A 20,445-nucleotide genomic window follows, 5' to 3' on the forward strand; every position below is an offset into this window, starting at 1 on the left:
CAAGGAGAAACCCCGATGAATCCGGTCACCCTGTCCGCGCTGCCGCACCTGAGCCGGCGCTCGTTCCTCGGCCTCGGCGCCGCCGCCGGCGCCGTACTGCTCGGCGCATGCAGCACGAGCGGCGAGACCGCCCCCGCGCCCACCGCCGCGCCCCGGGACGGCGGCCGACTGCGAGCGGTGTTCGCCGGCGGTGGCGCACAGGAGGTGCTGGACCCGCACAAGACCAACCTGTACGCCGACGTCGCCCGCGCGAACGCGCTCTACGACAAGCTCGTCGAATACGGCGACGACCTCGGCCCGGTACCGCGGCTCGCCACCGCCTGGCACCCGAACGCCGACGCGACCACCTGGACGGTGGAGCTGCGCCCGGCGGTCTTCCACGACGGCCGGCCGGTGCGCGCCGCCGACGTGCTGTACTCCTACCAGCGGATCCTCAACCCGGCGAACGCACTGCGCCCGCGGGCCTCACTCGAGGTGATCGACATCGCCCGCTCCCGAGCCCTCGACGACCACACCATCGAATTCGTCTGCGCGCGACCGTGCGGGGAACTGGCGAACGTACTGGCCGCGTTCGGCGCCTACATCATCCCGGAGGGCACCACCGACTTCAGCCGTCCGATCGGCTCCGGGCCGTTCACGTTCGTCTCGTTCGAACCGGGTCGCTCGCTCGTCACCGCGCGATTCCCGGACTACTGGGACGGCGCCCCCCATGTGGACGAACTCGAGATCCTCACCGCTCCGGACGAGACCGCACGGATCAACGCCCTGCTCGGTGGGCAGGTCGACTACGCCGACGACCTCGGTGTCACCTCGGCGCGCACCTACGAAAGCGACGCCCGGATGCAGATCCTGCGGTCGCCACGCAGCGCGATGTCGGCGTTCGCAATGAAGGTGGACCGGCCCCCCTTCGACAACGTGGATCTGAGGCGGGCGATGTTCGCCCTCGTCGATCGCGAGGAACTGGTGACCACCGTGCTGGGCAGCACCGGTGTGGTCGGCAACGACCTGTTCGGCAAGGACGCCAAATACTATGCCGCGGATCTGCCGCAGCGCACCCTGGATCTGGACGAGGCCGAGGCCCTGATCCGCAAGGCCGGCGTCCGGAACACCACCATCGAACTGCAGACCACCGGTGCCACCAACGGATTCGTCGAGGCGGCGAACATCCTCGCCGAACAGGCCGGGCGCGCCGGACTGAAGATCGAGGTGAAAGTCACTGAGGGATCGACCTATTGGACGCGCACCCTCGACGAGGGTGTGTTGTCGAGTTTCCGTTCCGGGGCCATGCCCATCGAAACCCACCTCGCGCAGCGGATGCTGTCGACATCGGCGAAGAACTACACCCAGTGGCGCCGCCCCGAATTCGACGCACTGTTCGCCACCGCCAGCGAAACCACCGACGAGAACATCCGGGCCCGCGCATATCAGCAGATGCAGTCGCAGCTCCACAGCGAGGGAGGTCTGCTGGTGTGGGGCTTCTCCGACGGCCTGCACGGCATGGCGCCACATCTGGCGGGGATGGCCGAGAACGCGCCCAGCAACACCCTCGGGTACGCCCGCTTCGACAAGGCCTGGCTTTCGTGATGCTCGCCCGCTACGCCGGTACCCGCCTCACGGTGGGACTGGCCCAGGTGCTGGGCGTACTCGTCGTCGTCTTCTCGATCGCCGCCGCGCTGCCGGGGGACGCTGCGGTGGTGATCGCGGGCGATGACGCAGATCCGAGGCGGATTGCGCAGTTGCGCGAGCTCCTCGGGCTGGACCGGCCGCTGTCCGTGCAGTTCGGGGACTGGCTGACCGGTCTGCTCGGCGGCGACCTGGGCACCTCGGTGGTATCCGGGCGCCCGGTCACCGCGATGCTGGGCTCGGCGCTGGCGCCGACACTGACCCTCGCCGCCCTGGCGTTCGTGGTGCTCGTCCCGCTGGCACTGCTCCTCGGGGTGGTCGCCGCGGTGCGCCGCGGCCACCGGGTCGACCGGGCCGTCACGGCCCTGACCGTAGCGTTCTACGCGGCACCGGAATTCGCGGTGGCGATCGTGCTGGTGGCAGTGTTCGCGGTCGGGTTGGGGTGGTTCGCGCCCACCGCGGTCGGCGCCGGCGGTCCGTTGCTGATGCATCCGGAGCTGTGGGTGCTGCCCGTACTGGTGCTGGTGATCCGCCCGGTGTGCTCGCTGTCGCGGTTGGTGCGCTCGTCGCTGATCACCACCCTCGACTCCGAATACATCCGGCACACCCGTCGCCTCGGTGTGCCCGTGCGGCGGGTGGTCTGGCGGCATGCCCTGCCGGGCTCGCTCACGCCGGCGACGCAGCATCTCGCGCGGGTCGCCGATTGGCTGCTCGGCGGGGTCGTGGTCGTCGAGGCGGTATTCGCGCTCGGCGGTCTCGGACAGCTACTGGTCAGCGCGGTCAGCAGCCGCGACATTCCGCTGTTGATGGGATTGGTGACGGTGTTCGCGGTGATCACGGTGGCCGTGAACACGGTCGCCGACATCGCGGCGTTCCAGCTCAACCCCACGGCCGGACTGGCATCGTGACCGGCTCCACGTTTCTCGAGCGTGCGGGTGGGCGGTCCCGGGTGCGCATCGGGGCTGCCCTGACCGCGGTCCCGCTCGCAGTCGCGCTGCTCGGGCCCCTGCTCACCGAACCCGGTGCCCGTGGCCCGGCGTTCACCTACGGGGACCAGTGGCTCCTGGGAACCGATTCCGAGGGGCGCGACCTGCTCACACAGGTCATGCTCGGGGGGCGGTCGCTGGTGCTGGTGGCCGCCGCGGCCGTGGTCCTGACCTACCTGCTCGCCGTGCCGTGGGGGGTAGCTGCCGCGACCGCCAGGCGACGGCTCGTCGACGAGATGCTGATGCGGCCGTTGGATCTGCTGCTGTCGCTGCCGTCGATCATGGTGCTGCTGCTGGCCGTGGCACTCACCGACGCCGACCTGCTCGTTCTGACAGTGACCGTGGCGGTGCTGCTGTTCCCGGATGCGGCGCGTCTGGTGCGGGCCTCGGCGCTGCACGCCGCGCACACCCCGGCCATGGAGGCGCTGGTCCTACAACAGGAAACCTGGTGGCGCCGGCAGCTCGGCTACCTGGGACGATCACTGCTCCCGATCCTCGCCGCGGACGCCGGACTGAGGTTCGTCGGGGCGATCTACCTGGTTGCCTCGGCCAGCTTCCTGGGGGTGAGCGCAGACTCGGCCGGCACCGACTGGGCCGTGATGATCGACCGCAACCGCGCCGGCCTCGCCCTCGTTCCGTGGGGTGTCGTCCTGCCCGCGGCCCTGATCATCGCCTTGGCGATGGGGGTGAATCTGCTGTTCGACTCCGGTGCTCGCGCGGCAACACGCGAGGTGTCGACGAGGAAGTGGCGATGACCGAGCTAATCCCGGCGGCCCAGGCCGCCGCTGTGCCCAGCGGCACCATCCGCGTGCGCGGACTGACCGCACGGACACCGGATCGGCTCCTGGTCGAAGGCGTCGACCTGGACATTCCCGCCGGGGTCGTCACCGCGCTCGTCGGGGCTTCCGGGAGCGGCAAAACCACCACCGCGCTGGCATTGATGGGCGAGCACCGCCCGGGGGTGGAGGTGACCACGGCCGTCCTGGACACGGGCGGGGCACGGTTCGGGTACGTGCCCCAGCACCCCTCCTCGGCGCTGAACCCCGCCCTGCGGATCGGTACCGTGCTCGACGACATCGCTCGTGCCGGCCCAGGGCGCGGGCATCCGGTGACCGTGGCCGACGCACTCGAACGTGCGGGATTCGCCGACGATCCGGGCATGCTGCGCCGCTACCCGCATCAACTGTCGGGCGGGCAACAACAACGACTGGTCATCGCCCAGGCTCTGCTGACAGACCCGACATGCCTGATCCTCGACGAACCCACTACCGGGCAGGACCCGGCTCGTCGGACGGCGGTCCTCGACGAGATCACCCGACTGGCCCGGCAGGGCCTGACGATCGTGCTCGTCACCCACGACCTGGACGCGGTCCGCGCGGTCGCCCAGCGTGTGATCGTCATGGGCGGCGGACGGGTGCTCGAGACCGGTGATGCCGAGATCCTGCCGGTCGCCGCCCCGCGGATCCCGCAGACACGCGCCGACCCTACGGATCGCCGCCCGACCCGGGCCGACGCCCGGTTGATCCTGGACGCCGTTACGGCGGGGTACCGCAACACCGGAGTTCTGCAGCATTTCTCGCTCTCGCTCCAGCCGGGCGAATGTCTGGCACTTCACGGCCCCTCGGGCTGCGGCAAGACCACCGCGGCCCGGGTCGTCGCCGGCTTGCACCCACCCACGGCCGGACGGGTTCTTCTCGACGGCCACCCGTTGGCCGCATCGGTGCGGCGACGGACCCGGCACCAGACGGCGGCGATCGGGTACGTCTTCCAGGACGCCAAGGCGGCCTTCGACCCGTATCGCAGCGTGTGGGAGCAGATCCTGCGCGGTCCGACACGCCTGCGCGGTGCCACCGGCCCGGAATCGGCCACGGCGGCCCGCCGCGCGCTCGACCAGGTGGGCCTGGCCGAACGGATCACCCGGCAACATCCGTCCGCCCTTTCCGGCGGCGAGGCCCAGCGCGCCGCCCTCGCCCGTGCCCTGGCGGTCGAGCCGTCGCTGCTCATCTGCGACGAAGTCACCACGGGACTCGACCCCGCATCCCGACAGCGGGTGCTCGACATCTTGTCCGATCTCGTACGAACACAACGCATCTCCCTACTGGTGATCAGCCACGACGGCGCCGTGGTGGACACGATCGCCGACCGGGTCGTCGACATGAGCCTCCAGGTCACGAACCGGGGGCCGCTGTGAGCACGCATCGCCGCGTCCGTCGCGGAGGAATCCGACTGCCTCCGCACCGAGCCTGAACCGGACAAATCACTCGCGTTCGAGGGGCTGGTTGTGTCAGTCTCTCGGACATGACCGTGCACGATTTCCTCACAGTCCGTACCGCCACCGACGACGACTGGCCGGCCCTGGAACTGCTCGACTCGGTGGGCTTCGGCTATCACCCCATCGATGCCGAGCGCACACTGCTTCGTCCGGTGTTCCGGACGGAGAACATCGTGATGGCAACCGAGCGGGAGGTGCCGATCGGTCTGGCGCTGTATCTGGACATGGAGATCACCGTGCCCGGCGGGCACCAGGTACCGGCGTGCGGTGTCAGCTGGGTTTCGGTAGCCCCGACGCACCGTCGCCGCGGCGTGCTGCGGACGATGTTCACCGAACTGCACCGCCGAATGGAGGCGACCGGGGCACCGCTGGCCGCCCTGACCGCCAGCGACGCCGGCATCTACGGGCGCTTCGGATACGGGCCGGCCACCGTCGCTACCGAGGTCACCGTCGATCGGCGCTTCGCTCGCTTCCGCGAGGACGCCCCCGATCCCGGCGGGGTGGTCCTGGCCGACGCTGCGACGGCGGCCGGGCGGTTGCCGGAACTGTACGACCGGTGGCGGCTGCGCACGCCGGGAGCGCAGGCCCGACCGAAAGCCCACTGGGATTACACCTTTGCCGATCCCGAGGAGCGCCGCGACGGCACCTCGGCGCTGTTCTTCCTGGTTCATCCCGACGGATACGCCACCTTCCGCCGCAAGGGATCCGACGCCGAGCCGGTCGCGGTGGTCGAGGAGTTGATCGCGATCACCGACGACGCCCACGCCGCGCTGTGGCGCACCCTGTGCGGACTGGACCTGACCCACCGCATCGAAGCCGTCCAACATCCCGACGACCCGCTGCGTCTGCTGTTGACCGACTACCGTCTGCCGCGCACCACCGCACGGTTCGACGAGTTGTGGCTGCGGATCCTGGACGTGCCGGCCGCGTTGACCGCCCGCGACTATGCCGCCGATCTGGACACCGTGCTGGCGGTCCGGGATCCGTTCCGCAGCGCCGGAGGCACCTTCGCGTTGACGGTCCGCAACGGCAGGGCCCGGTGCGTCCGCACCGACGCGGCGCCGGTGATCACGCTGGACCTGGACGCGCTGTCCGCGGTGTACCTCGGCGCGCACAAGGCCCGCACGTTTACTGCAGCCGGCCGGGTGGAGGCGCGCAGTGCTCGTGATATCGCCGACGTGGACCGCGCGTTCGACGTCGCCCGCCCCGCGATGTTGGGCTGGCACTTCTGAATCAAGAGACGATCCGGGACTTTTCGGCATTATGCGGGGATTGTCATGATCTGGTCGAAATCCCCAGGTTGTGACCTTCAGTAGTCGGCAGGCTGTGAGGGCACCACTCAGATGCCCTGCCGGGTTCGGAGTCAGGGCTCGCCGGTGGGCACCGTCTGCTCACCCGGGTGTAGGCGGGCCTGCAGCTCGGCGAGTCCTTCGGCGGTCAGTTCGACATCGTGGACGGCCAGAGCCCAGTCGAAGCGGGATGTCGACCAGCGGTGGACCGGGCCCGCCCACTGCAGCTCCCACACTTCGGTCGATCGGGGGCGGCGGGCGAGCGAGGCGGTGATCCCTCGGCGGCCGAGGCGCGCTTCGAACGCACCGGTGCCGGAATCGAAGGTGTGGAGGTATTGCAGGTCCAGATCCGCGGTTACCGCCGCATTCAGGGGCTCGGCGGTGACGTGGGTGTCGAACCACCGACGCCGCTCGGCCCGCAGCGCCCGGTCCGCAGCTCGCTGCCGGCGGGCTTCCGCGGCGACGGACTCGGCCGGCCCGTCCCAGGTGAACAACGCCTCGTCGAACACCTCCCCGATGAAGAACTGTGACCAGCGCTCGGCCGACCCGACAGCGTCGATGCGCTGCTCGAGCACCAGTCCGGTCTGTTGATCGACGACCATGCGCATCGGATGCGCCGTACGCGGAGACCTGCTTTGCGGCGGTGGGGCAAGTTCGAACTGCCACGCCGGCCGCGACAGGTACGTGGTCGTGGTGAGCGGACCGGTCGGGCGGGTGTAGTCGTCACCGACCCAGTCCTCGGCGGGACGGCGTGCGAGCAGACCGGTGCCGTTGCCGACGAACCGCAGCGTCGCCGCGGGCGCGACCCGCGGCAGTTCCCGGCCCTTACGGAACCGCCAGCAGGTGACCGCGTCGCACAACAGCAGCGGGCGACCGTCGAGGTGTTCGATGCGCACCCGCATCCCGTCGCGCCACACCCGCAACTCGGTGGCCTCGATCCCGCCGCCGGTGAACGTCGGCGGCAGCGCACCGGAGAACGCGGTCCAACCGACCTCATCGCGGGACCTCAGGCCTCCGTCGGCGCTGGAGATGATCCCGCGCACCGGCACATCGGGGCCGTGCACCATCTGCACCAGCACCTGCACCCACGGAACCGACTGGTCCACCGCTCACCTCCCGTTCCAGGCGAGGATAACGACCCCCGGCGATATCGACTTCCGTATCGGATGCTTCGCCGAGGACCGGAGTTCGGGAAGTCGACGTCAAATCGGTGGTGGGCCATCGCACGTGCGGACGGCGTCGCCGGTGCGCCGGCGGCGATACCAGGCGAGCACACCGACCACCGGCACCGTCCACACCACCAGCACCCACAGTGCCGCCCGGGGCAGGCCGGGCCGGGAGCCGACGACGTCGACGGTGGCCGCCGATGCCGCGGCCAGCCATACCAGCACGAACACTCCTGCCGCCGCCCATGCGGCCACCAGTGGGCCGAAGCCTGGCAGACACTGCGTGTCGGCGCGCACGCACTCGCTCCAGCCGGCCTCGGCGACCACGCTCCCGGTCACCATCACGATCACCGAGACTACCGCCGCGAGCCCGCCACACCTCAGGGCTGCGCGGAGCGGCGACGCGTCTGGTCGGCGACGTCGATTCGGCGACGTGTTCAGGTCAATCGGCGACCAGCCGTGGCGACCCGTGCCGTCCTGCACCGTGCTCGCGTTGTCGACGGATCACGTAGCAACCCGGAGCGATCCCCGTCGCCCCGTGCTCGGGATGGAGGAGATACGCGGTCCCGGTCGTCTCGACGATGCCCAGGGCGAGACCCATGGTGTCCCGGACGGGGGTCGTCCACCTGCAGGTGCCCTCGTCGGCGACGAGAGAGTGCGGGTTGCCGCCGGCGGCGCTCCGCAACAACTCCACTCCCGAAAGCGGCACCCGGATGGAGCGCGCCCACGGTGTGCGTTCGACGGCGGCACCGACAAGCGCGTACGGAATGACGATCAGATCGCCTTGAGCCTGTAGACCATCGGTCACCGGGACGGTCACCTCCCGGTCCAGGTGGTCGAGGACGTCCAGACCGCTGAGAGTCGTGAGGTCGGACAGGGTGAGATCGGACAGGGCGAGTTCGGAATGCATGGGATCACCTCGGTGGAGTTCAGGTTCGGCGAACGAGTTGTGCATAGTCGGTACCGCTGATGCCGTAGGTCCAGCCCGCGGCGTCCAGTGCGGAGGAAACCTGATCGGGGACGTGCAGGCCGTAACGGCGCCGTTGCCCGTCGCGTTCGACGGAACCGTTGACGACGAGCAGGATCCGGCCGGGTCGACCCCAACCGGTCGGGGATGCATAGAGTCCGAGCGTGCATCCCGGGTTTCCCGGATCGTCGGCACGGTCCACGAGTGCGAGCGCGGCCATGCCGATGTACCGGTCCCAGCCGATGCGTTCGACAGCACATCGGCGGACCTCGACGTTGCGCTCGTCGTTGATCCGCTCGACGGTGGGATCGAGGACGACCCAATCGGGAACGATCGTGCCGTTCTGCACGAAAACATGACTGCCGTCCGCGAATTCGAGCGCCGGACGATCGGAGTGGTGTAAGCGGCGTTCGTTGTGGACGCCCCCGGGTGTGGGTTCGGTGTGCAGCGCGGTGGGCCGTTCGGCCATGACGCAGACACGTTCGAAGGCCCACCACCATCCGGTGGCACGGACCAGTGCGCCCTGAAGATCGAGAAGTTCGTCGTCGCGCGACTCGAAGCCCGCGAGACCGTAGCGTCGGAGCGTGTCGTAGTACGCGACCCGATGTGCCTCCTGTTGCCCGTACCAGGTGACGCCGGGAGTCGGGCCCGGCAACAGTGTGCGTATCGCCGTCGCGACACCGACGAACAGCGAGGTCCGCAACGAATCCCACACGGCCGCACGAAGAAGCGGGTCCTGCCGCCGAGGTGTACGCGCGTCCATTCGGTCGCGGGACGCGGTCCAGATTGCGGCGATCCCCGCCGAAGGGTGTGCCGGTTCTCCGAAGCGCAGCGGGGGGACCGAGAAGCCCTCGTCGGCAATCAACTGCAGGGCCGCTGGGGGAGAAGGTACCCAGACGAACTCCGGTTCCTCGAATCCCGCTCGCTGGTAGAGCTCTGCGACGGCGGATTCCGCGGCGGGCCGGTCGGAAGGTCTCGTACACAGTCCTTGCGCGAGCCAATGGTCACGCCGGGCGGACACGGCGGCGGCAAGGGCGTGAGGGTCGGTGATGCTGGTGGACAGGGTGCGGTGCGGAACCGCTGACGAGATCGGCACGGCGCTCACCGGATGGTGGCGGTGGCCGCCTTTCCTGTAGTCATGGTTGTCGAGGATGGCACGGGAAGGCTTCGGGCGCAAGCAAGTGTCCTCGCCCGGGCGGCCGAAGGCGGCGAAGTCCGGCGCTCACTTCGCCGGCCGAGCGCGACCGTCGTCGATCCTCGTAAGGGGCTGCTGCAGAAGGACATTCTCGGACCTTCCGTCGCGTCCACGGCACCGCATCGACACATGACAACGGCGCTCGCGCATCAGCCGATCTGCTCGAACAGCGACACGATGATCCCTTCGGGTCCACGCACGTAGGCCATCCGCACGCTGTTCTCGTACTCGCCGATGCCGCCGATGAGGCCGTACCCCTCCGCAGCCACCGCGTCGACGGCCGCCTGGAGGTCGCCGACCTCGAAGGACACGTTGCGCAGTCCGAGTTCGTTGGCCATCGCCATGGGCGATCCGGGCGCGTGGTCGGGCGTGACGAAGCTCGCGAGTTCCAACCGCGTCCCTCCGTCGGGCGGCCGCAGCACGGCGATCTCACAGTGCGCGCCGGGGATGCCGCAGACGGTCTCGACGAACTCGCCCTCCACGGATCCGGTGCCCTCGACCTCGAGACCCAGTCCGACGAAGAACGCCGTCACCGAGTCGAGGTCCGCGACAGTGATGCCGATGTGGTCGAAACGTCTCACGTGCGCCCTGGGGTCCATCCTCCGATTGTCGTCGTGCCGATCCCGGGACGGAGACGGTATCGGAGACGGTGGTGTCCGTGCCCGGCGCCGGGCCCGGTCAGGCCACCGGCACCGGGTGGTCGATCCCGAACCGGCCCCGGAAGAACACCATCGGCCGCTCCTCACACACCGTGTCCAGCTCGAGCACCCGGCCGATGATCACGTCGTGGTCGCCGGCGACGTGGACGTCGTGCACTTCCGCGTGCACGCGCATCAGCACGTCCGGCAGCGCCGGCGTCCCCCAGCGGGACACCTCCCACGCGAGATCCTCGTACTTGCGTCCCCGGCTCGAGCCGAACCGGGCGCACAGGTCGGACTGGTCCTCGCGGAGGACGTTGACGCAGAACCGTCCCGTTGCACGGATCCGGGGCCAGGCACGGCCGCGGTGGTCGGCGCAGAACAGGATCAGGGGCGGCTCGAGCGACACCGAGGCGAACGACTGGCACGCGAACCCCACCGGGCCCTCGTCGTCCAGTCCCGTCACCACCGTGACTCCGGTGGCGAACTGTCCCATCACCCGGCGCATGTCCTCCGGGCTGGGCGCGTCAGCTGTCGATGGTGCGAGGGTCGTCGTCTCGAGGGGCATGAGTCCACCTCCGGGTCGTGGGACGGATCGGCGTGAGCACGCCGTGGTCGATGGGCTCGACGCTAGGACAGGCCAGGGGAGGCCCGAACGGGCGTCCCGCTGAGCGGACGCGGCCGGCGGCGACCCGGTCGCCGGAGCGGTGATCTCGCTGAACGGGATGGTGTATGGCCGTCGTCGACGAGGGCTGGCAGCCTGCGGTTCGAATGGGCGGTGTGCCCGGCACCACGGCGACGAACAGGGACGACGATGACCGAAGTGAGCTACGAGGGGACCCTGAAGGAACTTTCCACCGATCAGGGTGTGCTGCGCTACCACGAGGCCGGCGACGGGCCGCCGCTGCTCCTGCTGCACGGCTCCGGACCCGGCGTGACGGGGTGGCGCAACTACCGCGGCGTCCTCGCCGACTTCGCACAGCACTTCCGCTGCCTGGTGCTCGAGTTTCCTGGTTTCGGCGTCAGCGACCCCGGTGACGGCCACCCGATGGTGATGGCGCAGGGGGCCGTCGGCACCTTCCTCGACGGGCTCGGTCTCGGTGCCGTGGACATGATCGGCAACTCGATGGGCGGGATCGTCGCCGCCAAGGTCGCCATCGACGAGCCGCACCGCGTGCGCAAGCTCGTCACGATCGGCGGGATGGGCAAGAACGTCTTCGCGCCCGGGCCGGGCGAGGGCATCAAGCTGCTCATGGAGTTCACCGACAACCCGACCCGCGAGGGTCTCGTCCGCTGGCTGCAGTCCATGGTCTACGACCCCGCCGTGGTCACCGACCAGCTCATCGAGGAGCGCTGGGCGCTCGCCACCGAACCGAAGACCCTCGAGATCGCCCGCCGGATGTACAGCTCGAAGGCCTTCGCCGCCGGTGCCGCCGCAGCGGCCGCGTCGAACGTCACCCCGTACTGGGCGCAGCTGCACAAGATCACCGCACCGACCCTGCTGACGTGGGGCCGCGACGACCGGGTCAGCCCCGTGGACATGGCGATGCTGCCCATGCGCGACATCCCGAACTGCGAGCTGCACACGTTCCCGAAGTGCGGGCACTGGACGATGATCGAAGCCCGCGACGCGTGGCTGTCGGCCGTGCTCGCGTTCCTGCTGCGCGACGACGACCGCAGCTAGTCCACGATCCCGCTGAGCGGGAGGGCTTCCGCCGTCCCACCTGCGCATATGTCACCTTCGAGACAGCCCGATCGGCGCGACGACGCGCGGATCATCGACCAGTTCCAGGAGTGCACGATGCTCGACGGTTCCCGGCGACTCGCCGCCGCCGATCTCCTCTGGGCCGCCGAGCGCGACCGCGTCGCGATCGCCCCGCTGACGGAGACCTTTCCCGACATCGACGTGGTGGATTCGTACGAGATCCAGCTGATCAACATCCGCCGCCGGCTCGAGGCGGGCGCCACCGTCTACGGCCACAAGGTCGGCCTGTCGTCCGAGGTCATGCAGAAGATGATGGGCGTGGACGAGCCCGACTACGGACACCTGCTCTCGACGATGGTGTACTCCGAGGACGAGCCCATCGACACGGCGCAGTTCTGCTACCCGCGCATCGAGGTCGAGATCGGCTACGTCCTGGGCGAGACCCTGCCCGGCAAGGACTGCACCGAGGCGGATGTGCTGCGGGCGACCGAGTACATCGTCCCGAGCATCGAACTCATCGACTCGCGCATCGTGGACTGGCGCATCGGCCTGGCGGACACGATCGCCGACAACGCCTCGTCCGCGGGCGTGATCCTCGGAGCGGGCCGCATCGAACCGGACAAGGTCGACATCGGTGCGATCTCGGCGGTGCTGTACCAGGGCGACGAGGAGATCGCGCGCGGCGAGGCGGCAGCCGTGCTCGGTGACCCGACCCGCGCCGTCGCGTGGCTGGCCCGCAAGGTGGCGAGCTTCGGGGTGCGGCTCGAGGCCGGGCACGTGATCCTGCCCGGCTCGTGCACTCGCGCCGTCGATGCCCGGCCGGGCGACGTCTTCCGCGCCGATTTCAGCGACATCGGCTCCGTCTCAGTCGAATTCAAGTAAGGAAGTGCACCAGTGACGAAGGCTACCGCCGCGATCGTCGGGCCCGGCAACATCGGCACCGACCTGATGTACAAACTGCTGCGCTCGGATGTCATCGAGCCGCGGTGGATGATCGGTGTCGACCCCAGCAGCGAGGGTCTCGCCCGTGCAGCGACCGAGGGCCTGGTCGCGAGCCACGAGGGTGTGGACTGGCTGCTCGCCCAGGACGAGCGGCCCGACGTGATCTTCGAGGCCACCTCGGCCTACGTGCACCGCGCGAACGCCCCCCGCTACGCCGAGCTCGGCATCCAGGTCGTCGACCTGACCCCGGCCGCCCTCGGGCCGGCCGTCGTGCCCGCCGTGAACATGGGCGAACACGAGGACGCGCCGAACCTCAACCTCATCACCTGCGGCGGCCAGGCCACGATCCCGATGGTGCACGCCGTCTCCCGGGTCACCGAGGTCGAGTACGCCGAGATCGTCGCGAGCGTCGCCTCCCCGTCGGCCGGCCCCGGAACCCGCGCCAACATCGACGAGTTCACCATCACCACCAGCCGCGGCATCGAGACCATCGGCGGCGCCCGCAAGGGCAAGGCCATCATCATCCTCAACCCGGCCGAGCCGCCGATGCTCATGCGCGACACCGTGTTCTGCTCGATCCCCGAGGACGCGGACCGCGACGCGATCGCCGCGTCGATCCACGAGGTGGCCGCCACGGTGCAGGGCTACGTCCCCGGATACCGCCTGCGCGCCGAGCCGCAGTTCGACGACCCCACCCCGATGAGCGGGGGACGCGCCCGGGTGGCGATCTTCCTCGAAGTCGAGGGCGCCGGCGACTTCCTGCCGCCGTACTCGGGCAACCTCGACATCATGACCGCGGCCGCCACGAAGGTGGGCGAGAGCTTCGCGGCCAAGCTGCTCACCGCCCGCGTGTAGACCCCCACCGCAGACCGTACTTTCGAAGGAACACAGTCGATGCCCTACAGCGCTGATCTCGACATCCGGATCACGGACTCGTCGTTGCGTGACGGCTCCCATGCCAAGCGTCACCAGTTCACCGTCGAGGACGTGCGCTCGATCGTCGGTGCACTCGACGCCGCCGGTGTGCCCGTCATCGAGGTCACCCACGGCGACGGCCTCGGTGGCTCGTCGTTCAACTACGGCTTCAGCCGTACCCCCGAACAGGAGCTGATCAAGGCCGCCGTCGAGACCGCGACGCAGGCGAAGATCGCGTTCCTGATGCTGCCGGGTCTCGGTGTCCGGTCGGACATCCGTGAGGCCGCCGACAACGGCGCGTCGATCTGCCGGATCGCCACGCACTGCACCGAGGCCGATATCTCCGCCCAGCACTTCGGTCTGGCCCGCGAGCTCGGACTCGAGACCGTCGGATTCCTGATGATGTCGCACAGCCAGCCGCCCGAGGTGCTCGCGAAGCAGGCGCGCATCATGGCCGACGCCGGCTGCCAGTGCGTGTACGTCGTCGACTCGGCCGGCGCGCTCGTCCTCGAAGGGGTCTCGGACCGGGTCGCGGCCCTCGTCGCCGAGCTCGGCGACGACGCGCAGGTCGGTTTCCACGGGCACGAGAACATGGGGCTCGGCGTGGCCAACTCGGTGCTCGCGGTGCGCGCCGGCGCACTGCAGATCGACGGCTCCACCCGCCGGTTCGGCGCCGGCGCGGGCAACACGCCCGTCGAGGCGTTCGTCGCCGTCGCCGAGAAGCTCGGTATCCGGACGGGTATCGACACCCTGAAGATCATCGACGCCGCCGAGGACGTGGTGCGGCCGATCATGGACGGCGAGTGCCTCCTGGACCGGATGTCGCTGACAATGGGGTATGCCGGCGTGTACTCGAGCTTCCTCAAGCACGCCGCCACGCACGCCGATCGGTACGGGGTCTCCGGCGCGGAGATCCTCATCGAGGCCGGCCGCCGCAACCTCGTCGGAGGCCAGGAAGACCAACTCATCGAGATCGCCGTCGGTCTCGCCGCCCAGAAGTAGACCCCCGGGTCCCGAGCAGAGAGCTGACAGTCATGGGCCAGGTTTTGGACAACATCATCCAGTACGCGGACGAGATCCGCGCCGAGGGCGCCGAGGGTGACAAGCTCATGCGCCTGACCGACAGCAACGCCAAGCGGCTGCGCGACGCCGGAGCGATCCGCATGCTGCAGCCGAAGAAGTACGGCGGCCTCGAGGTCCATCCCCGCGAGTTCGCCGAGACCGCGATGGCGATCGGCGCGATGGACGGCGCGACGGGCTGGGTCACCGGCATCGTCGGCGTGCACCCGTGGGAGCTGGCGTTCTTCGACACCAAGGCGCAGGACGAGGTGTGGGGTGAGGACCCGGACATGTGGATGGCCTCGCCCTACGCCCCGATGGGTGTCGCCGTGCCCACCGACGGCGGGTACATCCTCAACGGCCGCTGGTCCTTCTCGTCCGGCACCGACCACTGCGGCTGGGTGATGATCGGCGCGGCCGTGGGCGACAAGGACGGCAACCGCCTGATGCCGCCGAAGGTGCTGCACGTGCTGCTGCCGCGCTCGGACTACGAGATCGACCAGGAGAGCTGGAACGTCGTGGGTCTGCGCGGCACCGGCTCGAAGGACCTGATCGTCGAGAATGCGTTCATTCCGGCCTACCGCACCCTCGACGCGGCGAAGGTCTTCGACGGCACCGCCCCGAAGGAGGCGGGGCTTTCCCAGACCCTGTACAACTTCCCGTTCTCGTGCATCTTCCCGCTGGGCATCACCTCGTCGCTGATCGGCATCGCCGAGGGCGCGCTGCAGTGCCACATCGCCGCGCAGAAGGAACGCGTCGCGATCACGGGTGTGCCCATCAAGGAAGACCCGCACGTGCTGTTCGCGATCGGGGAAGCCGCCGCCGAGATCGCCGCGTCCCGCGCCGCGATCCTCGACACCGTCGACCGCTTCTGGGACAAGACCGAGAAGGGCCAGGAAGTCACCTTCGAGGACCGCGCCATCGGACGCCGCACCCAGACCGCCGCGGCGTGGCGGGCCGTGCGGGCCGTCGACGAGATCTTCGCCCGCGCGGGCGGCGGTGCGCTGCAGTTGAACACCCCGATGCAGCGGTTCTGGCGCGACGCGCACGCCGGCCTGACGCACGCGATCCACGTGCCCGGCTCGATCTTCTACGCGTCGGCCCTGAGCCAGCTCGGCGGCGAGCCGCAGGGCGTCCACCGCTCGATGATCTAGCTCTCCCGCCGAACGTCCTGGAAGGAACACAAATGACGGATATTCGAGGACTCGGATACCTCCGGATCCAGACCACCGACGTCGCGCGCTGGCGTGAACTCGTCGTCGACGGCCTCGGCATGGCCGTCGGCTCCGGCCCCGAGCCGAACGGCCTCTACCTGCGGGTCGACGAGCGGCGGGCCCGCCTGATCGTGCTGCCCGGCGATTCCGACAAGGCGCTCGCCGTCGGCTGGGAGGTGCGCGATCAGTTCGCCCTGCAGCGTGTCCGCGAGACCGTCGAGAAGGCGGGCGTCACCGTCGAGGTCCTCTCCCAGGAGGAGTGCGACTACCGCGACGCCGAGCAGGTCATCGCGTTCGACGACCCGATCGGCACCCGCGTCGAGGTGTTCTTCGGTCCGGTGCTCGACCACAGCCCCGTCGTCACCCCGCACGGCGGCCGGTGGATCACCGGTGAGCAGGGCCTCGGCCACGTCGTGCTGCCCGCCACCGATTTCGACGCGGCGCACGCGTTCTACACCGAGGTGCTCGGCTTCCTGCCGCGCGGCGCGATCCGGCTCCAGGCTCCCGGCCCGGCGCGGCGCGTGCGGTTCCTCGGTGTGAACCAGCGCCACCACAGCCTGGCCCTGTGCCCGGCGCCGCCGACGGAGGAGCCCGGCCTCGTGCACCTGATGACTGAGGTCGACACCCTCGACGCCGTCGGCCAGGCACTCGACCGGGTGCGCAAGCTCGGGTTCTCCATCTCCTCGACGCTGGGCCGGCACACGAACGACAAGATGGTCTCGTTCTACGTGCGCGCCCCCGGCGGCTGGGACCTCGAGTTCGGTACCGAGGGAATGCTCGTCGACGAGGCGTACTACACGGCCGAGGAGATCACCGCCGACAGCTACTGGGGTCACGACTGGTCCGGCTCCGAGCCGTTGGCGGCGTTCAGCCCGAAGTCCTAGCGCGCAGAGGCACGACGAAGGCCCGGCCGGGGAGCACCGGCCGGGCCTTCGTGCTCCGTGGTCCGCCGGCGCGTGGATCAGGCGGTGCGCGGGCGGTCATCCCGGTGCGCGCACTGCCGCAGCAGTGGGCGATGCGCATGTTCGAGGTGGCCGCCGACGGCGCGGCCCGCGGTGGTGGGCCTGTTCAGTTGCGGCGCAACCTGGCCCGGTGTTGTCCACCACCGCAACGCAGGTGCCTGACGAGCTGGTGCGCGCGAGCCTGCGCTCCCACACCAGGTACTGGTGCGAGGCGTTCGGGCTGCCGTCGATGGATCGTGGTGCGGCTGGCCGAGCGCGTCGAATCCGTGGCAGGCGGACTCGAACACATCCACCGGGCGATCGAAGGTGGGCGGGGCGCGGTGCTGGCGGTGACGCACAGCGGCAACTGGGATCCAGCGGGTCCGTGGCCGGCCCAGCGGATCGGCTCACCGACCGTGGTGGCCGAGCGGCTCGCCCCGGAATCGTTGTTCCGCCGCGTTGTTCTGTTCCGGAAATCGCTGGGGTTCGAATTCGTTCCGCCTACCGGCGGCGCGACGCCGCCGTACGAGCATCTGCGCGAGCGACTTCGGTAGGGACGGATGGTCGGGCTGCTCGGAGAGCACGATCTGACGGGCGCGGATGTGCCGACCCTCGATCCGAAGCTTCGACCGCTGAACATGTCGAGCATGAAAATGCCATTCACGCAGCTATTGCCGCGAACCCCGAGGTGAGCGTGTCTTCCCACGCCGAGGCCCTGTCGGCGCTGTCCGGTACGGGTTGCAACCGAGGATATGGAGACGGAACCCGCCGACGACGCGCCGCTCGCGGTACCTGGGACCCCGCCGGGGCACGCGCTGCCGGATCTCGCCTCGGCCACCGCCGACCGGATCGCGGAGTCGGTGGCCGGGGTGCGGGGCGCCGGCACCCGCCGCACCTACGCCTCGGCGTGGCGGGCCTTCACCACCTGGTGCCAGCGGGAAGGCCACACCGCGCTGCCGGCGCACTCGGTCACCGTCGCCGCCTACCTCGTCGCCTGCGCCGACACCGTCACCGAGACGGGACAGCGGGCCTACGCCCCGGCCACCCTCGCCCATCGCCTCGCCGCGATCGCCCACCACCACCGCCAGAGCGGGCACCCCAGCCCCACCGGCGACGACCTGGTCCACCAGGCGATGTCCGGGATCCTCCGCGGCTACGCCACCGCCGGGGACCGGCCCCGCAGCCCGCGCGCGCCGCTGCTCACCGCCGACATCCTCGCCATCGTCGACAAAGCCCGCGCCGACTGCCAGAACTGGGCGGACGAGGTGGTCGAACGCCGCGACACCGCGATCCTCCTGTTGGGATTCGCCGGGGCGTTCCGCCGCAGCGAACTCGTCGCTCTCACCTGCAGCGACGTCGCGCTGCATCGGCTCGACGGGCTGCACATCCGCCTCCGGAAGTCCAAGACGGATCAGGAGGGCCGCGGCACCGTCCGGGCCCTGCCCTTCACGCACAGCCACACCAGCTGCCCGCCGTGCGCATGGATGCGGTGGGCCCAGGTCGTCGCCGCCCACGACGCGGGCGGCCGCCCCGCCGTCATCCGGCTGCTCCGCAGCGCCGAGCCGTTCGCGGCGCACGTGTGCCGCGGCCCCCGCCCCCGCACCGGTAGCGGTGCGCCGTTGCTGCGCGCGATCCGCCGCAACGGCAACCTCTCCGAGACGGCGTTGTCCGGGGCGGCGGTGCACGCCGCGATCCGCCGCCGCGCCCAACAGGCCGGCTACGACCCCGAGATCGTCCAGCAGTTGGGTGGGCATTCGCTGCGGGCCGGGTTCGTCACCCAGGCCTTCCGCAACGGCGCCTCCGCGCACGCGATCATGCGTCAGACCGGACACACCACCCCCGCCATGCTCGAGGTCTACGCCCGCGAACACGCACCCCTCCTCGGCAACGCCGTCACCAACCTGGGTCTCTGAACGGTATGAGTACCTCGCCCGAGCACCTCGGAGACTCTCCGGAAACGGTGTCCGGGCTGCGGGTCCCGCCCCGGTATCGGCACGACTGGGCACTGTTCGCTGACTGGTGCACCGCCGCCGACCGCCGGCCCATCCCTGCTGCACCCGAGACATTGGCGCTGTTCCTGCATGAACATCCCGCGGCGGTCGCGACGCGGAGACGCCGTCTGTCGGCGATCAACGCCGTCCACATTCGGCACGGCTACCCGGCCCCGGGGCGGACCGAGACGGTGCGCCGGCACCTCGATGCCAATCGCGTCTCCCGCCTCGACCGGATCGCCCGACGACTTCTGCAGCGCGCCGCACAGCTGCCCACCACCGGCTGGCCGAGCGGGCTGTTCGGTCGCCGCGACGCCCTCCTGTTGGTCCTTGCCGCCACCGGCATGACCTCTACCGACATCACCCGGCTGCGCCGCCGCGACATCCGCCTCGCCGGGGACGCTGTCGTGGTTACGACCTGGACCGGCGAGCGCGTCCGGCTCGCACCGGATCCCGACACGGACGACAGTCCGGCGGCCGAGGTCTACCAGCGGTGGGCGGACATTCAGGCGTTTCTCGACCAGTACCCGGGCACGCATCTGCTGCGCCATCACCTCACTGACCCGACCGCGATCGTCACCGACCCGCTCGATGCGGAACAGGCCCGCCAGCCGCTGCTGTGTCCGATCGACCGCTGGGGTCACCTCCCGCACGCGCAAGCGATGACCGCGCAGTCGGTGTCGATGCTGGTACGAGCACACCTGTCCGGTCGGGCCCCGATCCGTCGAGCACTACCTGTCCCACAACGGGACGACGCCGATACGTGGGTCGAGCCGGAGATCGACCTCGACTCCGGTTACTACGAGCGCGGCATCGCCGCTCGTCGCCGCGACCACGAAAGCCTCGACGACCTCGCCGATCTCTTCGATGACATCGAAGAGCGTGCCGATGCGCTCCTCCAGGACCTGATGGGAGTCCTGGAGAGCAATCCGGGGTAGTCGTGATCTCCATCGTTAGAGGGGGACAGCCGAAGTCGATCCCGTCTCCGCCTGTGCCGCAAGATCCGGTGATCCGGCAGCGTATGTTCGATACAGACGTTCCGCGGTATCACGAAGGTGCGACGGGCAGCTCTCGCCGATTTCGCCGTCAGCTGACGCTTGTGCTTCGTAGAGAGCGACAGCGGCTTCAGTGGTGGTTGTGGCGGCGTACAGGAAATCAGCCACGATGTTCGAAAGGTCAGTGGTGTCCTGTAGATAGTTCGTCGTCCATGTGTAGCCGTGAGCGATCCCGGACGCGATCGCGTACATGGACTTCGACAGATCTGCCATCGGCTTGTTCGAGGTGTTGGACATATTCCTGTCTATCCACTGCGCGGCCTGCTCGATCGTCTGATCGAACTTGAGCGCGTGTTTCACGTCGACGAGTGTGTCGAGCACTTCTTCCGCCACGGCCAGAGCTTGCGCAAGCTCGTCCCGCTCGCTGGTAGACGCTGAGGCCAGATCGTTGTCTATGCGCTCGATCTGTTTCACCAAGTACTTCTTCTGCGCGAGGACTTCATCCTTAGCCTGAATCCACGGATGAGGCCTTGAAGATTGATGCGGA

The 20,445-nt window shown here is 69.5% G+C and carries 21 protein-coding genes; 14 read left to right on the top strand and 7 right to left on the bottom strand.

The window, feature by feature from the left end; genetic code table 11:
• Positions 1–15: 15 nt before the first annotated feature.
• From QYS60_RS01400 to QYS60_RS01420, 5 genes are all read left to right on the top strand, one after another.
• Positions 16–1,584, top strand: a complete 1,569-nt coding sequence (locus QYS60_RS01400; RefSeq protein WP_371382213.1) for an ABC transporter substrate-binding protein — start codon at positions 16–18, stop codon at positions 1,582–1,584.
• Entirely contained in the window at positions 1,584–2,531 is a 948-nt protein-coding gene (locus QYS60_RS01405; RefSeq protein WP_371382299.1) for an ABC transporter permease, read from the top strand. The genes QYS60_RS01400 and QYS60_RS01405 overlap by 1 nt, the downstream gene beginning before the upstream one ends.
• Positions 2,528–3,364: an ABC transporter permease subunit gene (locus QYS60_RS01410; RefSeq protein WP_289378047.1), complete on the top strand. Its 837-nt coding sequence runs from the start codon at positions 2,528–2,530 to the stop codon at positions 3,362–3,364. The genes QYS60_RS01405 and QYS60_RS01410 overlap by 4 nt, the downstream gene beginning before the upstream one ends.
• Complete coding sequence (locus tag QYS60_RS01415) at positions 3,361–4,800, top strand: ABC transporter ATP-binding protein (RefSeq protein WP_289378046.1); 1,440 nt, start codon at positions 3,361–3,363, stop codon at positions 4,798–4,800. The genes QYS60_RS01410 and QYS60_RS01415 overlap by 4 nt, the downstream gene beginning before the upstream one ends.
• Before the next feature lie 107 nt (positions 4,801–4,907).
• A complete protein-coding gene (locus tag QYS60_RS01420; RefSeq protein WP_289378045.1) occupies positions 4,908–6,113 on the top strand; it encodes a GNAT family N-acetyltransferase in 1,206 nt (401 codons plus the stop codon).
• A 131-nt stretch (positions 6,114–6,244) separates the two neighbouring features.
• Here QYS60_RS01420 and QYS60_RS01425 read toward each other — a convergent pair whose 3' ends face one another.
• From QYS60_RS01425 to QYS60_RS01450, 6 genes are all read right to left on the bottom strand, one after another.
• A complete protein-coding gene (locus QYS60_RS01425) occupies positions 6,245–7,276 on the bottom strand; it encodes a hypothetical protein (protein ID WP_190242343.1) in 1,032 nt (343 codons plus the stop codon).
• A 96-nt stretch (positions 7,277–7,372) separates the two neighbouring features.
• The gene (locus QYS60_RS01430) at positions 7,373–7,681 is read right to left on the bottom strand and encodes a hypothetical protein (protein WP_162919260.1); all 309 of its coding nucleotides are present in this window, start codon (positions 7,679–7,681) and stop codon (positions 7,373–7,375) included.
• 97 nt (positions 7,682–7,778) lie between these two features.
• Positions 7,779–8,246, bottom strand: a complete 468-nt coding sequence (locus QYS60_RS01435) for a hypothetical protein (RefSeq protein ID WP_371382214.1) — start codon at positions 8,244–8,246, stop codon at positions 7,779–7,781.
• 19 nt (positions 8,247–8,265) lie between these two features.
• Complete coding sequence (locus QYS60_RS01440; RefSeq protein ID WP_371382215.1) at positions 8,266–9,408, bottom strand: DUF6745 domain-containing protein; 1,143 nt, start codon at positions 9,406–9,408, stop codon at positions 8,266–8,268.
• Between the two features lie 239 nt (positions 9,409–9,647).
• The gene (locus QYS60_RS01445; RefSeq protein WP_119700041.1) at positions 9,648–10,097 is read right to left on the bottom strand and encodes a VOC family protein; all 450 of its coding nucleotides are present in this window, start codon (positions 10,095–10,097) and stop codon (positions 9,648–9,650) included.
• Between the two features lie 79 nt (positions 10,098–10,176).
• Positions 10,177–10,704: a flavin reductase family protein gene (locus QYS60_RS01450; protein WP_040781099.1), complete on the bottom strand. Its 528-nt coding sequence runs from the start codon at positions 10,702–10,704 to the stop codon at positions 10,177–10,179.
• A gap of 246 nt (positions 10,705–10,950) precedes the next feature.
• Here QYS60_RS01450 and QYS60_RS01455 point away from each other — a divergent pair, with 246 nt between their 5' ends.
• From QYS60_RS01455 to QYS60_RS01495, 9 genes are all read left to right on the top strand, one after another.
• A complete protein-coding gene (locus QYS60_RS01455) occupies positions 10,951–11,820 on the top strand; it encodes an alpha/beta fold hydrolase (RefSeq protein ID WP_119700042.1) in 870 nt (289 codons plus the stop codon).
• A gap of 117 nt (positions 11,821–11,937) precedes the next feature.
• Positions 11,938–12,723: a 2-keto-4-pentenoate hydratase gene (locus QYS60_RS01460; protein WP_119700336.1), complete on the top strand. Its 786-nt coding sequence runs from the start codon at positions 11,938–11,940 to the stop codon at positions 12,721–12,723.
• Positions 12,724–12,735: 12 nt separating this feature from the next.
• Positions 12,736–13,638 carry an acetaldehyde dehydrogenase (acetylating) gene (locus QYS60_RS01465; RefSeq protein ID WP_371382216.1) on the top strand — a complete coding sequence of 301 codons (903 nt, stop codon included), beginning with the start codon at positions 12,736–12,738 and terminating at the stop codon, positions 13,636–13,638.
• 39 nt (positions 13,639–13,677) lie between these two features.
• Positions 13,678–14,700 carry a 4-hydroxy-2-oxovalerate aldolase gene (gene dmpG / locus QYS60_RS01470; RefSeq protein ID WP_017679864.1) on the top strand — a complete coding sequence of 341 codons (1,023 nt, stop codon included), beginning with the start codon at positions 13,678–13,680 and terminating at the stop codon, positions 14,698–14,700.
• A 32-nt stretch (positions 14,701–14,732) separates the two neighbouring features.
• Positions 14,733–15,911: an acyl-CoA dehydrogenase family protein gene (locus QYS60_RS01475; protein WP_003934757.1), complete on the top strand. Its 1,179-nt coding sequence runs from the start codon at positions 14,733–14,735 to the stop codon at positions 15,909–15,911.
• Between the two features lie 32 nt (positions 15,912–15,943).
• Positions 15,944–16,855, top strand: coding sequence for a biphenyl-2,3-diol 1,2-dioxygenase (bphC, locus tag QYS60_RS01480; protein WP_289378044.1), 912 nt, complete (start codon positions 15,944–15,946; stop codon positions 16,853–16,855).
• 104 nt (positions 16,856–16,959) lie between these two features.
• Positions 16,960–17,466, top strand: a complete 507-nt coding sequence (locus QYS60_RS01485; protein ID WP_289378043.1) for a hypothetical protein — start codon at positions 16,960–16,962, stop codon at positions 17,464–17,466.
• 198 nt (positions 17,467–17,664) lie between these two features.
• Positions 17,665–18,825 carry a site-specific integrase gene (locus QYS60_RS01490; protein WP_289378042.1) on the top strand — a complete coding sequence of 387 codons (1,161 nt, stop codon included), beginning with the start codon at positions 17,665–17,667 and terminating at the stop codon, positions 18,823–18,825.
• A 5-nt stretch (positions 18,826–18,830) separates the two neighbouring features.
• Positions 18,831–19,841 carry a hypothetical protein gene (locus QYS60_RS01495; protein WP_289378041.1) on the top strand — a complete coding sequence of 337 codons (1,011 nt, stop codon included), beginning with the start codon at positions 18,831–18,833 and terminating at the stop codon, positions 19,839–19,841.
• Between the two features lie 15 nt (positions 19,842–19,856).
• Here the strand turns inward: QYS60_RS01495 and QYS60_RS01500 are convergent, their stop codons facing one another.
• Positions 19,857–20,372: a hypothetical protein gene (locus QYS60_RS01500; RefSeq protein WP_289378040.1), complete on the bottom strand. Its 516-nt coding sequence runs from the start codon at positions 20,370–20,372 to the stop codon at positions 19,857–19,859.
• Between the last annotated feature and the right edge of the window lie 73 nt (positions 20,373–20,445).

The sequence above is a fragment of the Rhodococcus sp. GXMU-t2271 genome, from assembly GCF_041414735.1.
In the GTDB taxonomy this organism is placed as follows: domain Bacteria; phylum Actinomycetota; class Actinomycetes; order Mycobacteriales; family Mycobacteriaceae; genus Rhodococcus; species Rhodococcus indonesiensis.